This is a genomic window from Mesorhizobium sp. M2A.F.Ca.ET.067.02.1.1 (genome assembly GCF_004023285.1).
In the GTDB taxonomy this organism is placed as follows: Bacteria; Pseudomonadota; Alphaproteobacteria; order Rhizobiales; family Rhizobiaceae; genus Mesorhizobium.
The window spans coordinates 1-13,729 of the sequence record NZ_RZSB01000072.1 but is presented as its reverse complement, the minus strand read 5'-3'; the positions used below and the strand labels follow the sequence as shown (position 1 = coordinate 13,729).

General features: G+C 64.4%; 12 protein-coding genes. 7 read left to right on the top strand and 5 right to left on the bottom strand.

All coding sequences use genetic code 11. The annotated features are described in order from the left end of the window. Positions 1–276: ribonuclease P protein component (gene rnpA, locus EOA28_RS08740; RefSeq protein ID WP_128314816.1), on the top strand; the 276-nt coding region annotated here is incomplete at its 5' end. Between the two features lie 14 nt (positions 277–290). After that, the gene (gene yidC / locus EOA28_RS08735) at positions 291–2,123 is read left to right on the top strand and encodes a membrane protein insertase YidC (RefSeq protein ID WP_127250004.1); all 1,833 of its coding nucleotides are present in this window, start codon (positions 291–293) and stop codon (positions 2,121–2,123) included. Positions 2,124–2,845: 722 nt separating this feature from the next. On the opposite strand, the gene EOA28_RS08730 is transcribed toward yidC, so the two are convergent. The 3 genes from EOA28_RS08730 to EOA28_RS08720 are packed head-to-tail and all read right to left on the bottom strand — an operon-like array spanning position 2,846 to position 6,139. Continuing rightward, positions 2,846–4,390 (bottom strand): DHA2 family efflux MFS transporter permease subunit, encoded by a 1,545-nt coding sequence (locus EOA28_RS08730; protein ID WP_127250003.1) that lies wholly within the window; start codon positions 4,388–4,390, stop codon positions 2,846–2,848. Beyond that, complete coding sequence (locus EOA28_RS08725) at positions 4,387–5,682, bottom strand: HlyD family secretion protein (protein WP_127250002.1); 1,296 nt, start codon at positions 5,680–5,682, stop codon at positions 4,387–4,389. The genes EOA28_RS08730 and EOA28_RS08725 overlap by 4 nt, the downstream gene beginning before the upstream one ends. After that, positions 5,675–6,139, bottom strand: coding sequence for a MarR family transcriptional regulator (locus tag EOA28_RS08720; protein ID WP_127250001.1), 465 nt, complete (start codon positions 6,137–6,139; stop codon positions 5,675–5,677). The genes EOA28_RS08725 and EOA28_RS08720 overlap by 8 nt, the downstream gene beginning before the upstream one ends. Before the next feature lie 167 nt (positions 6,140–6,306). Here EOA28_RS08720 and EOA28_RS08715 point away from each other — a divergent pair, with 167 nt between their 5' ends. The 3 genes from EOA28_RS08715 (at position 6,307) to yihA (ending at position 8,051) form a co-directional block, all read left to right on the top strand. Further along, entirely contained in the window at positions 6,307–6,621 is a 315-nt protein-coding gene (locus tag EOA28_RS08715; RefSeq protein WP_127250000.1) for a hypothetical protein, read from the top strand. 123 nt (positions 6,622–6,744) lie between these two features. Next, positions 6,745–7,383, top strand: a complete 639-nt coding sequence (locus EOA28_RS08710; protein WP_127249999.1) for a CatB-related O-acetyltransferase — start codon at positions 6,745–6,747, stop codon at positions 7,381–7,383. 26 nt (positions 7,384–7,409) lie between these two features. Next, on the top strand, positions 7,410–8,051 hold the full coding sequence (gene yihA / locus EOA28_RS08705) for a ribosome biogenesis GTP-binding protein YihA/YsxC (RefSeq protein ID WP_127250027.1): 642 nt from the start codon (positions 7,410–7,412) through the stop codon (positions 8,049–8,051). A 30-nt stretch (positions 8,052–8,081) separates the two neighbouring features. Here yihA and EOA28_RS08700 read toward each other — a convergent pair whose 3' ends face one another. Further along, on the bottom strand, positions 8,082–10,535 hold the full coding sequence (locus EOA28_RS08700; RefSeq protein WP_128314815.1) for a DNA translocase FtsK: 2,454 nt from the start codon (positions 10,533–10,535) through the stop codon (positions 8,082–8,084). 230 nt (positions 10,536–10,765) lie between these two features. Further along, a complete protein-coding gene (locus tag EOA28_RS08695) occupies positions 10,766–11,464 on the bottom strand; it encodes a TetR/AcrR family transcriptional regulator (RefSeq protein ID WP_189341983.1) in 699 nt (232 codons plus the stop codon). A 131-nt stretch (positions 11,465–11,595) separates the two neighbouring features. Here EOA28_RS08695 and EOA28_RS08690 point away from each other — a divergent pair, with 131 nt between their 5' ends. Both EOA28_RS08690 and EOA28_RS08685 read left to right on the top strand, forming a co-directional pair. Next, positions 11,596–12,789 (top strand): HlyD family secretion protein, encoded by a 1,194-nt coding sequence (locus tag EOA28_RS08690; RefSeq protein WP_127249996.1) that lies wholly within the window; start codon positions 11,596–11,598, stop codon positions 12,787–12,789. 148 nt (positions 12,790–12,937) lie between these two features. After that, on the top strand, positions 12,938–13,729 hold a 792-nt coding region (locus tag EOA28_RS08685; protein ID WP_245501498.1), incomplete at its 3' end, for an MFS transporter.

Below are 13,729 nucleotides of genomic sequence, written 5' to 3'. Positions count from 1 at the left end.
GGCGAGAAACGCCGCGGACGGCTTTTTCTCGTTGAAGTTCTCGACCGCGGCGACGACCTTGCGCCGCGTGTCGGCTACACCGTCACCAAGAAGGTCGGCAACGCCGTGGTGCGCAACCGCGTCCGGCGGCGGCTGAGGGAAGCCGTGCGCGTTCACGCCGCCGATGACATGGCGCCCGGCAATGATTATGTCATCGTCGGGCGTGAAGACGTGCTCGCCACTCCGTTCGGCCAGTTGAAGGCCGAGCTTTCCCGCCGGCTACGCGGCGCACGATAGGCCAAGGGCTTTCGATGGAAAACAACCGCAATTTCTTCATCACCATCGCGCTGTCGGTGTTGATCCTGACGCTCTGGCAGGTGTTCTACATGAACCCCAAGATGGAGCAGCAGCGCGAGCAGGCCCGCATCGAGCAGCAGCGCGTCGAGGCGCAGAAGAAGGAAGCGGGCGGCGGCGCCAATTCCGGCGCGACCGGAACGCCGGCCCCGGCGGCCGGCAGCGTTCCCGGCGCACCCGGCGGTGAAGCGGTGACCGCCGCCAGCCGCGACCAGGCCATTGCCGCCACCAAGCGCGTCAAGATCGACACGCAAAGCCTCGAAGGCTCGATCAACCTGACGGGCGCGCGCCTGGATGACCTGAAGCTCAAGCACTATACCGAGACGGTCGACAAGAATTCGCCCGAGATCGAGCTGCTCAACCCGTCGTCGCTGCCCAACGGCTATTTCGCCGAGATCGGCTTCGTCGGCAACGATGCGACCGGCGCTGTACCGGGCGCGGATACGGTGTGGAGCGTCGAAGGCAATCCGACGCTGACGCCCTCGACGCCGGTGACGCTGACCTTCACCAACGACAAGGGCCTGACGTTCAAGCGCACCATCTCTATCGACAACGAATATATGTTCACCGTTTCCGACACGGTGCAGAATTCGGGAACGGCCGCCGTCTCGCTCTACAATTACGGGCGCGTCACCCGTTTCGACAAACCGGCCGTCGCCAGCACCTATGTGCTGCATGAAGGTCTGATCGGCGTGACCGGCAGCGAAGGGCTGACGGAGTACAAATACGCGGCCATCGAGAAGGACAAGGAAGTCAAGCCAGGCAAATCGACCGATGGCTGGCTCGGCATCACCGACAAATACTGGGCCGTGACGCTTGTGCCGACGGAGAAGCAGCCCTTCCAGCCGAAATTCTCCTATTTCGAATTCAAGGACGGGCCGCACAGCCACAGCTATCAGTCAGACTTTCTGTCCGACGCGATCAGCGTCGCGCCGGGACAGTCGACGACGATCGAGTCCGAAATCTTCGCCGGCGCGAAGGAAGTCTCGACCATCAACGCCTATGAAAAGGACCGGCACATCCGCCAGTTCGACCTGCTGATCGACTGGGGATGGTTCTATTTCATCACCAAGCCGATGTTCTGGCTCATCGACACGCTCTACAAATTCTTCGGCAATTTCGGCCTGGCGATCCTCGCCACCACCGTCATCGTCAAGGCGATCTTCTTCCCCCTTGCCAACAAGTCCTACGCCTCGATGGCGAACATGAAGAAGGTGCAGCCGAAGATGGTCGAGATCCGCGAGAAATACGCGGACGACAAGATGAAGCAGCAGCAGGCGATGATGGAGTTGTACAAGACCGAGAAGATCAATCCGCTGGCCGGCTGCTGGCCGGTGGCGCTGCAGATCCCGGTCTTCTTCTCGCTCTACAAGGTGCTCTACATCACCATCGAGATGCGGCACGCGCCCTTCTTCGGCTGGATCCACGACCTTGCGGCGCCCGATCCGACGTCGATCTTCAACCTGTTCGGCCTGCTGCCCTTCGCGGCGCCCGCCTTCCTGCCGCATATGGGCGCCTGGGCGGTGGTGATGGGCATCACCATGTTCCTGCAGATGCGCATGAACCCGGCGCCGCCGGACCCGACGCAGGCCGCGATCTTCACCTGGATGCCGGTGATCTTCACCTTCATGATGGGCTCCTTCCCGGCCGGCCTCGTCATCTACTGGGCCTGGAACAACACGCTGTCGATCCTGCAGCAGGGCGTGATCATGAAGCGCCAGGGTGCCAAGATCGAATTGTGGGACAATCTGGCGGCGATGTTCCGCAAGAAACCATCGCCGGCGGAATAGCAGGAATCCTCACTTTCCAATCAGAACCCCGGCCTTGGCCGGGGTTTTTTGTTGTCTCCCGACCTTTGCGACTTGCAGAGACAATAGCTCGGTCATCATTCCAGGGCGGAGCAAGGAGCGAAGCGACGCGCGCAGACCGTGGAATCCATGCCGTTACGCTAAGGCGTTGCAACGGTTACAGAATTCTGCACCGTCACACTCTACGGCAAGGGTCACGGAATGGATCCTCGGGTCAAGCCCGAGGATGACGACGTCACGGGGGTTTCGGCCAATCTCCAACGTCGGCGACAGAAGCGCCAGCGCCAACATTCGCGATTGGCCGTGGCTTACACCCCGGTCGTCATTCCAGGGCGGAGCAAGGAGCGAAGCGACGCGCGCAGACCCTGGAATCCATGCCGTTACGCCAAGGCGTTGCAACGGTTACAGAATTCTGCACCGTCACACTCCGCGGCAAGGGTCACGGAATAGATCCTCGGGTGGCTGAGGATGACGGCGTTGCGTTGGCCTTCGCCGATAAACCCATACGTGACTGCCCTCGATCCGCCGGGGCGGAACAATTTTCGGCAAATTGTCCGAGGCTGGTGAAACTCCGCCCGCCCCCGCTTCGTATGATTCCCGTCCTCCCCAAAAAAAAGTCCGGGCGACTTCCGGCGCAGCGACGCCGGTGTTTGGGAGGTCGTGCGGCATGCCGGGGTCCCGCGGGCGGCGGGATCCCGGTCCTTTTATTCCATGGCCGCGCTATGATCGACCTTGGCCGGGGTGCCGGGCTTGCGCAGCAGAAGCACCAGCGGGATGGCGGCGAGCGACAGAACCATCATCAGCTTGAAGTCGTCGATATAGGAGATGATCGTCGCCTGCAACGTGACGAGGCCGTCGAGCGCGGCGCGGCCGGCGGCGCTGTAAGGACTCAGCGCCTGGGAGATCGCCGGGTCGCCGAAGGCCGGATTGTAGGGCGTCACATAGGTGGCGATGTTGGCGTGGTTGATCTGCTGGTTCTGCGTCAAAAGCGCCGAGACCACCGAGATGCCGACGCTGGAGCCGATGTTGCGCGACAGGTTGTAGAGGCCGGTGCCTTCCGCGCGCCACTCCGGCGCCAGCGTGGCGAAGGTGATAGTGGTGAGCGGCACGAACAGGAAGCCGAGACCCGCGCCCTGGATGAAGCCGGTGCTGATGATCGTCCATTGCGAGACGGCCGGCGTCCAGCCGGTCATGTCGTACATCGCCCAGGCGGTGATGGCGAGGCCGATGAACAGCAGCCAGCGTGTGTCGACCTTGCCGACCAGGCGGCCGACCAGGAACATGCAGGCCATGGTGCCGAGGCCGCGCGGCCCCATGACGATGCCGGCCGTCACCACCGGGTAGCCCATCAGCGTCTGAAGATAGGGCGTCATCAGGGCCAGCGAGGCGAGGTAGGTGATGCCGATGATGAAGATGAAGATCATGCCGACGGCGAAGTTGCGGTCGAGGAACAGCCGCGGGTTCACGAAGGTGTCGCGCGCGGTGAAGGTGTGGACGATGAAGATGTAGAAGGCCGACGCGCAGACCAGCGCCTCGACGATGATCTCGGCCGAGGAGAACCAGTTGAGCTGCTCGCCGCGGTCGAGGAACATCTGCAGCGAGGCGATGGCGAGGCTGAGCATGCCGAAGCCCAGCCAGTCGAGCCTTGCCTTCAAGTCGAGCTTGGTTTCCTGGACGAACATGGAGACGCCGATAAAGGCCAGCGCGCCGATCGGCACGTTGATGTAGAACACCCAGCGCCAGGAGACGTTCTCGGTCAGCCAGCCGCCGATGACCGGACCGAGCACCGGACCGACCATGACCGAGACGCCGAACAGGGCCATGGCCGAGCCGCGCTCCTCGACGCTGTAGATGTCGAGCAGGATCGACTGCGACAGCGGCACGAGTGCTGCGCCGAACAGGCCCTGGAGCAGGCGGAAGCCGACGATCTGCGGCAGCGACTGGGCAAAGCCGCACAGCACCGAAGCGACGACGAAGCCGGTGATCGCCACCAGAAGGATGCGCTTGCGGCCGAAGCGATTGGCGAGATAGCCGGACGGCGGCGTCATCACGGCAGCCGCGACGATATAAGAGGTGAGCACCCAGTTGATCTGGTCGGCGCTGGCCGAGACGCTGCCCTGGATATAGGGCAGCGCGACATTGGCGATGGTGGTGTCCAGCGCCTGCATGATGACCGCCAGGATGACGCAAGCGGTGATGGCGCCGCGATTGGCGACCACGGGCGCGCCTGTCGCGGAAGCCGTTGTCATGACTTTGACCCGGATTGGTTGAAGAGGTTGGCGATGAAGTCCGGCAGGCCGCGAGCATGGCCGGTGTCGATGCTGACGACCGCGCTCATGCCGCCGCGCAGCGGCGGCTTGCCGTCCGGATCGTCGATCGTCACGCGCATCGGGATGCGCTGCACGACCTTGACCCAGTTTCCGCTAGTGTTCTGCGCAGGCAGCAGCGAGAAGCTGGACGACGATGCAGGGCTGATCGAGCCGACCGTGCCGTGCCAGACCTCGCCCGGATAGCCGTCGATGCTGATCGTCGCCTTCTGTCCCGGCCGGACATAGGTGAGCTCGGTTTCCTTCGGCTCGGCCGCGATCCAGATGTCGGTCGACGACACCAGGCTGAAGGCCGGCTGCGAGGCCGGCAGGTATTTGCCGACCTGCAAGGCATCGACATTGGTGACGATGCCGTCGAACGGCGCCTTGACGACGGAATCGTTGAGGTTGCGCTGCGCATCATCCACCGCCGACTGGGCCTGCAGGTAGAACGGGTTCTGCTCGACCGGCTGGCCGGCGTCGCCGCCGAGCTGGGCAAGCATCGCCTGCGCCTGCGCCTTGGCGACGGTCACCTTCTGGCGGGCCGCGATCAGATCGTGCTGGGCGCTGTCGAAGGTTGCCTTGGAAGCGGTCGAGGTCTTGAGCAGGTCCTGCTGACGCTGGAAGGCCGACTCGTAATAGGGAATGTCGGCCTCGACCTGGTCGATCGAGGCCAGCGACTGCTGGTAACTCGCCTGCAGCGTCAGCACCTGGTTGCGCACGGTGCCGAGCTGCGCCTTGGCGCCGGCGAGCGCGGTCTCGAAGGAGGCGGGACGCAGCCGGAAGAGCACATCGCCCTTCTTCACCGCCTGGTTGTCGTGCACATCGATCTCGTCGACGGTGCCGGAGACGTCGGTCGACACGCCGAGCGATTGCGCCTGGATATAGGCGTTGTCGGTGGTCATGATCTGGCCGCCGACGACATAGTAGTAGCCGCCGGCCGCCAGTGCGACCGGCAGCAGCGCGAACAGGATCGGCCGCGTCAGGCTGCGGCGCGGCTTGACGGGAGCGGGCGGAGCTACTGTGACGGAGGCCGGCTTCGGCTGCGCCGAGGGCGCCTCCAGCGTCGCCGGCTCCGGCGCCACGGGCGCTTCCAGCTCATCATCTTCGACGACAGGCGGATTAGTGCCGCGCCTTTGCTCGCGCTGGCTGTCCAGGCGGATGACCTGGTCGCTTGCCCTTTCGCCGGGATTTTCTCCGTCGGCGGGCTTTCTGGGTGAGGTTCCTTCAGACATGGACTTTCTCCCGGTCGACGGCCGGCTGGGTGCAGGCCTCGAGCAGATTGGATTTGATCAGGCAAAGGGCTTGCAGCAGTTGCTGCTGCGAGCCCGCGGACAGGCCGGCGAAGGCTTCGTCGCGCGTTTTCCGGCCGTTGCTGCGCATCACTTCAATCAGCGGATGCGCCTGCGGAGTCAGATAGAGGAGCCACGCCCGGCGGTCGGCCGGATCGGGCCGGCGCTCGATGAAGCCGCGCGCTTCCATCTTGTCGAGCAACCTTGCGAGCGTGATCGGCATGATCTCGATGAGGTCGGCCAGCTTGTTCTGGTGGATGCCCTCATGCACCGAAAGATAGGCCAGCACCTGCCATTGCGCGCGGGTCAGCCCAAAGGTGCGCGAGCGCTGCTCGAACCGCTTCCTGAGCAGGCGCGCGACGTCGTGCAGCACGAAGCTGATATTGGGCGAGGAGGGCATGGGAGAACTTCGGAGCCGGTGGACAAACTTTCGTGAGCATGCTTATTATCATCATGCACATAATCCCGCTGGACGCGGAGCGCAAGACCGACTAAGGCGCTTGGTAAAAATATCGCATAGGCCAGAACCCGACCGGACCGGCTTGGGTTTTCGGCAAGGACAAGACGATGAACCGGCTCAAGATCACCATGCTGGCGCTGCTCATGGGATACGCTTTTCCGGCCGCGGCGAAGGACGCGGTGAGCTGCGGCGGGGCGGCGATGCTGGGCGGTGCGCAGCTCAACTGCAGCCACGTGCAACCCAAGGCGCCGCCGCAATTCTGCACCTTCAGCTGGGCGCTGCACACGATGACCGGCGACCAGAAAATCGTCGAAGGCAGCTTCTCGCTGCCGCCCGGCGCATCGAACGTCCAGGTCTATCAGGGCAGTGGATTCGACAGCGCCCTGTCCAGCCCGATCGTGATCTGCCGCGGCAGCCACTGAACGGTTGGTGCCGCGGGCGGATCACGTTAGTTTGATCGGACGTTGACCGCGCCGGAACGCACTGTCTCTCTGTTTTACCGCCCACACTTTTCCTGGAATTGCTCTAGCCACGGAGGGACCGCGATGAGCGGACCCAATCCCAACATCAAGCATCCGATTGGGACGCATCCGCGCGTCGGCTTCCTGAAGCCGCTGGTGACGTCGCCCAACATCGAGATCGGCGACTTCACCTACTACGACGATCCCGACGGTCCCGACAAATTCGCCGAAAAATGCGTGCTGCACCACTACGACTTCATCGGCGACCGGCTGGTGATCGGCAAGTTCTGCGCCATCGCGGAAGGCGCGCGTTTCATCATGAACGGCGCCAACCATGCCATGTCCGGCTTCTCGACCTATCCGTTCAACATCTTCGGCCATGGCTGGGAGGAAGGGTTCGATCCTGAGACCTGGTCGAAGGAGATCCGCGGCGACACCATCGTCGAAAACGACGTGTGGATCGGCATGGATGCGGTGACCATGCCGGGCGTCAGGACCGGCAATGGCGCCATCGTTGCGGCGAAATCGGTTGTCACACACGACGTGGCGCCTTATGCGATCGTTGCCGGCAATCCGGCAAGGATAGTGAAGATGCGCTTCGATGAATTCACGGTGCGGCGGCTTTTGAAGGCGGCCTGGTGGGACTGGCCGGTCGACAAGATCAGCCGCAATCTCAACGGTATCCGCGGCGCCGACATTGCAAGCATGGAGGCAGCGGTTTGAACGCGCCCAACACGAAAAGCGACAAGATGGCGGTCGATCCGGAGCTGTTCACCCGCGGCTGGATCTTCATCCGCGGCGTGCCGTCGATGAAGTTCCTGCCGCCGGAAGGACCGCCGGAGATCGCCTTCGCCGGCCGCTCCAATGTCGGCAAGTCGTCGCTGATCAACGCGCTGGTCGGCCATAAGGGCCTGGCGCGCACCTCCAACACACCAGGACGCACGCAGGAGCTCAACTATTTCGTGCCGGACGGGTTCTCCGGCGAAGGCGCCGACCTGCCGCCGATGGCGCTGGTCGACATGCCGGGCTACGGCTATGCCAGCGCGCCGAAGGACAAGGTCGATGAGTGGACGAAGCTCATCTACGAATATCTGCAGGGCCGCGTGACGCTGAAGCGCGTCTATGTGCTGATCGACGCGCGCCACGGCATCAAGGCCAAGGACGAGGAAGTGCTGACCCTGCTCGACAAGGCGGCGGTGTCCTACCAGGTGGTGCTGACCAAGACCGACAAGATCAAGGCCGCCGGCGTGCCGAGGCTGATCGAGGAGACGCTGGCCAAGATCAAGAAGCGGCCGGCGGCTTTCCCCGTGGTCCTGGCGACTTCGTCCGAGAAAGCCGCAGGGCTGGACGAGCTGCGCGCCGCGATCGCTCTGGTGGCGAACGGCGGCTGACGCCGTCCGCCTGAGGCCGATCAGCCAGGGTTAATCCGTCTCTTCGCGTTCCGGCTCGCGATCGCGGCGGCCGGTGAGGATCTCGCGCTTGCCGACATGGTTGGGGGCGCCGACAAGGCCCTCCTTCTCCATGCGCTCGACCAGCGAGGCGGCGCGGTTGTAGCCGACGCCGAGGCGGCGCTGGATGTAGGAGGTCGAGCATTTCTTGTCGCGCTTGACCACCTTGACCGCTTCCTCAAAGAGCGCGTCGCCATCCTCCTCGGCGATCGAGCTTTTGTCGAAGACCGGGCCGGTATCGGCCGCCTCTTCAGCCTCCTCCTCGTCGGCGGTGACGGTGTCGAGATATTCGGGACGTCCCTGCGCTTTCAGATGCGCCACGACATGCTCGACCTCGAGATCGGAGACGAAGGGGCCGTGCACGCGCGAGATGCGGCCGCCGCCGGCCATGTGCAGCATGTCGCCCTGGCCGAGCAGCTGCTCCGCGCCCTGCTCGCCCAGGATCGTGCGGCTGTCGATCTTGGAGGTCACCTGGAAGGAGATGCGGGTGGGGAAATTGGCCTTGATGGTGCCGGTGATGACGTCGACCGAGGGGCGTTGCGTCGCCATGATCAGATGGATGCCGGCGGCGCGCGCCATCTGCGCCAGGCGCTGGATGGCGCCTTCGATCTCCTTGCCGGCCACCATCATCAGGTCGGCCATCTCGTCGACGATGATGACGATGTAGGGCATCGACGCGAGGTCGATCACGCGTTCCTCGAACAGCGGCTCGCCGGTGCCCTTCTCGAAGCCCGCCTGTACCTGCATGGTCACGACCTCGCCCTTGTCGCGGGCGCTTGCCGCACGCTGGTTGTAGCCGTCGATGTTGCGCACGCCGAGGCGCGCCATCTTGCGATAGCGGTCCTCCATCTCGCGCACCGCCCATTTGAGCGCCGTGACCGCCTTCTTGGGGTCCGTCACGACCGGCGTCAGCAGATGCGGGATGCCGTCATAGACGGAGAGCTCGAGCATCTTGGGGTCGACCATGATGAGGCGGCATTCCTCCGGCTTCATCCGGTAGAGCAGCGACAGGATCATGGTGTTGATGGCGACCGACTTACCCGAGCCGGTGGTGCCGGCCACCAGCAGATGCGGCATCTTGGCGAGCTCGGCGATGACCGGTTCGCCGCCGATCGTCTTGCCGAGGCCGAGCGCCAGCTTGCAGGAGGTGTTGCGGAAACCGGCCGATCCGATCAGCTCGCGGAAATAGACCGTCTCGCGCGTCTCGTTGGGCAATTCGATGCCGATGACATTGCGGCCCGGCACCACGGCGACGCGCGCCGAGATCGCCGACATCGAACGGGCGATGTCGTCGGCGAGGCCAATGACGCGGCTGGATTTCACGCCCGGCGCCGGCTCGAACTCGTAAAGCGTGACGACCGGACCGGGGCGGACATGGATGATCTCGCCCTTGACGCCGAAATCCTCCAGCACGCTCTCAAGCAGATCGGCATTCTGCTCCATCCGCTCCTGCGACATGTAGAAGCCCTGGCCTTCCGGCGGCATTTGCAGGAGTTCCTCGGAGGGAAGCTCGTAGCCGACTGAAGCCGACAACGGCACGACCTCGCCGGCCATGGGCAAGGAGGGTGCCTGCCTTGCCGTCCTTGCGCTTGCCGGCGCGGCAACCGGCATGGTCTCGGCAGGTGCCGGCTGGGCAGCCACTGGGGAAGGTGCCTGCGCCGGAGCAGGGCTTATATCCGCCGCGTTGGAGCGCCACTCGATGACCCGGTAGAACGATGTCGCCTCGCCCATGAAGGTGGCGCGGGGCGGCATCGGTTGCGCCGCCGGCGCCGGCATCGGCCTGACGGGTGCCGACGCCGGCGCCGCGGGGGTCTGGCCCGCTTCATTCAGGCGTGCCCGCGCCAGGCGCTCGGCGAGGAAGGGCATGCCGAATTCGAAGAAGGCGTGATCGGAAAGATAGGACCAGCGCAATCCGCTCGGACGCGGCTTTTGTGCCGGAGCGGCGGTGGGCTGAGGCGGCACAGCGGGAGCGACGGGCGTGGCGGCGGAAGGCGCGATGACCGGTTTGGCTTGCGCCGGCGCTGCGGCTCGCGCCACAGGAATCGTCCGAACTGAATTGGTTGCCGCCGGGGCCGGCGGCGCGGGCCGGACGGGTTCGCGGACGGGCGCCTTGTTCTGCGCGGCCTCTTCAGCCTGTGGGGTGGCGCGCTTGGCGAGATCGGTGTCCGGTGTGCGGGTGAACCGCACATTGGGCGCAAGGAAGAAGTAATCCTGCCAGGCCGGGCGGCCGAACTCCCCGCCATCGGCTGAATCGAGCGACGCGGCGCGAGCCGCTTCCGATTCGCCTGCCGGCGCGACGCGCAACGCTACGACCTGCCCCGCTTGCGCCTGGGGCTGCGAGACCCCGCCACGGCGCCCGTCCGCGCGGTGATCGTTGTCGCCTTGATGGGCGGAATCGCCGGAGAGATTGGCACGGGGAAAGCGCATGGATGTCATACTCGAGACTCGCCGATTGAACGTCTCCCGAGACATAGAAAGCGATGGTTAACAGGTCCTTCCGAAAGCGCCCGCAGAGGATGCCGATCGGCGTTTGAAAAAGATCGGCAGACAGGTCTTCACGGCACGTGAGGTCAGCCGCGATACGGCGAATTTTCAAGTCGCGGGCGCGAATTCTCAAGGCTTGCGCTATCCGCAACGGACTTCGCGGGCCGCGACGATCAGGCCGATGCGGAAGCCCGTTCCTCGGCGAGGAATTTTTCCGTGCCGTAGGCCTTGAGGAAGACGTCGACGCCGGATTTCACGATGTGCTCGATCTCCGCCTGGCTCGGCGCCTTGGTGCGATAGGAGAAGATGCACTGGCGGAACAGGCCGGCGAGGCAAAGCTCGGTGAACTGATAGGCGGCAAGGTCGACATCGTCGATCTGCATCAGGCCGCGTGCGACGGCTTCGTTGAGGAAGGCCATGACCTTGTCATGGCCCCGCTTCGGGCCGCGCTCGTAGAAACGCGCGCCAAGCTCGGGAATCCGGTCGGCGGCGCCGACGACGGTGCGCTGGGCCTGGATGACCTTGGCCGAAGTGATCTTGATCGAAAGCGCCATGCCGAACTTCACCAGCGTCTTGCGCAAGTCCTCGAAATGATCGAGCACCTCATACAAGTTCTTGAAGATGGTGCCGCGTTCTTCCTCAATGAGAGCCTCGAACAGCTCTTCCTTGTTTTCGAAATAGACGTAGATCGTGCCCTTGGAGACGCCGGCCTCGCGCGTGATGTCGTTCATCGAGGCGGCCTCGAAGCCTTTGTCTATGAAGACGCGGCGGGCGCCTTCGATGATCTGGGCGCGCTTGACCGGGTCCTGCCCGGCTGCCGGACGGCCCTTGCGTAAGTCGAGCAGATCGCTATCGGCTGTCGTGTCGACCATGGAAGTCATTCCTTGAAAATATTTCGAACCACTCGGTTCGATTTCCTCTTGATATGGTCCTCTTTCCGCGCTATGTCAATCACCAATTCGAACCGAACGGTTCAGTATGACTGACATCCAGAGAGATACCCATGTCCTCCAACGCGCCCGCCACCGCCGAAGTCCGCACGTTTCCCAACGCCAAGGTCCAACCGTCGACCGAGGCTCCGGAAATCCCTGTCCAGCCCGCCGCTCCGGTTGCCGCGCCCGCGGCTGAAGCACCCGCCAAGAAGAAGCGTTCGGTGCGCTCTTTCCTTTTGCCGGTCATCGGCCTCGCCCTGCTCGGCGCCGGTTCCTACTATGGCTATAACTACTGGACCGACGGCCGGTTCATGATCTCCACCGACGACGCCTATGTCCAGGCCGACATGTCGTTCGTATCGCCGAAAATATCCGGTTATATCGACAAGGTGCTGGTGAGCGAGAACCAGCAGGTCAAGGCCGGCGATCCGCTGTTCGTCATCGACAATGGCGACTACAGAATAGCCGTCGCCCAGGCCGAAGCGCAGATCGCCACGCTGGCGAAGACGCTCGACCGCATCGACGCGCAGACCAAGGCAGCCCAGGCCTCGCTGTCGCAGGCTCAGGCGCAGAAGGTCGCCGACCAAGCTGCGGCCGACAATGCGGCGCGCGCCCAGGACCGCGCCGCGCAACTGCTCAAGACCCATGTCGGCACGCAGGCGCAGCTCGACGACGCCCAGACAGCGCTCGACCAGGCCAAGGCGGCGCTTGTCGGCGCCGATGCGCAGATCGCCGCGGCGCAGGCCAATATCGGCGTCCTGGAAGCCCAGCGCGCGGAATCGGCCTCGACGCTCGCCTCGCTGCAGCTCACCCGCGACAAGGCCCAGCGTGACCTCTCCTTCACCGTGCTGAAGGCGCCCTATGACGGCGTCGTCGGCAACCGCTCGGTCGAGCAGGGCGACCTCGTCAGCCCCGGCCAGAAGCTCGCCGTCGTCGTGCCGATGGACAAGCTCTACATCGTCGGCAACTTCAAGGAGACGCAGCTCGGCCGCATGGTGCCCGGCGAGAAGGTCCGCATCACCGTCGACGCGATCGACGGCCAGAGCTTCGAAGGCACGGTCTCCTCGCTGGCTCCGGCTTCTGGCGCGGTGTTCTCGTTGCTGCCGCCGGAAAACGCCACCGGCAACTTCACCAAGGTGGTGCAGCGCGTGCCTGTGCGCATCGACGTGCCGGCCGACGTCTTGAAGACCGGCAAGCTGCGCGCGGGCCTCAGCGTCGTCGTCGCGGTCGACAGCCGCACCGCGCCGGCCTCGACGACCAACTGATTGGGGGGCGGTTCGGTGGCCAATCGAGCGCCGAGCCGCCCAGCCTGCTTTATCCGTTTCGACGCAATTCCGGAGCGCCACGCGCTTGTCTTCGAGAATTGCCCAAGGAGGCCATGACATGGCAACCGCAACCATCACCGCAGGAGCAATGCCCGCACGTCCGGCGGCCGCCGCGCCGGCCCTGCCCGCGGACCATATGCCTGTGCGCCGCGTCATCGCCTTCCTGGCGATGGTGTTCGGCATGTTCATGGCGATCCTCGACATCCAGATCGTCTCGGCCTCGCTGTCGGAAATCCAGGCGGGCCTCAGCGCCAGCTCCGACGAGATCCCGTGGGTGCAGACCGCCTATCTGATCGCCGAGGTGGTGATGATCCCGCTGTCGGGCTTCCTCAGCCGCATGCTGTCGACGCGCGTGCTGTTCACCACGGCGGCCGCCGGCTTCACCGCGGCCAGCGCTTTGGCCGCCACCGCCACCAACATCGACCAGATGATCGTCTACCGCGCCATCCAGGGTTTCATCGGCGGCGGCATGATCCCGAGCGTCTTCGCGGCCGCCTTCACCATCTTCCCGCCTTCCAAGCGCGCCGTCGTCTCGCCGATGATCGGCCTGGTGGCGACGCTGGCGCCGACGATCGGCCCGACGGTGGGCGGCTATATCAGCCATGCCATGTCCTGGCACTGGCTGTTCCTGATCAATGTCGTGCCCGGCATTCTGGTGGCGACTGCCGCCTGGGCGCTGATCGATTTTGACAAGCCCAACCTGAAACTGTTCTCCAAGTTCGACTGGTGGGGCCTGGCCGGCATGGCCGCCTTCCTCGGCTGCATGGAATATGTGCTGGAGGAAGGCCCGAACCATGACTGGCTGCAGGAGCCGGCCGTGTTTGCCTGCGCCATCATCATGACCATAGGCGGCGTCATCTTCTTCTGGCGCGTCTTCACC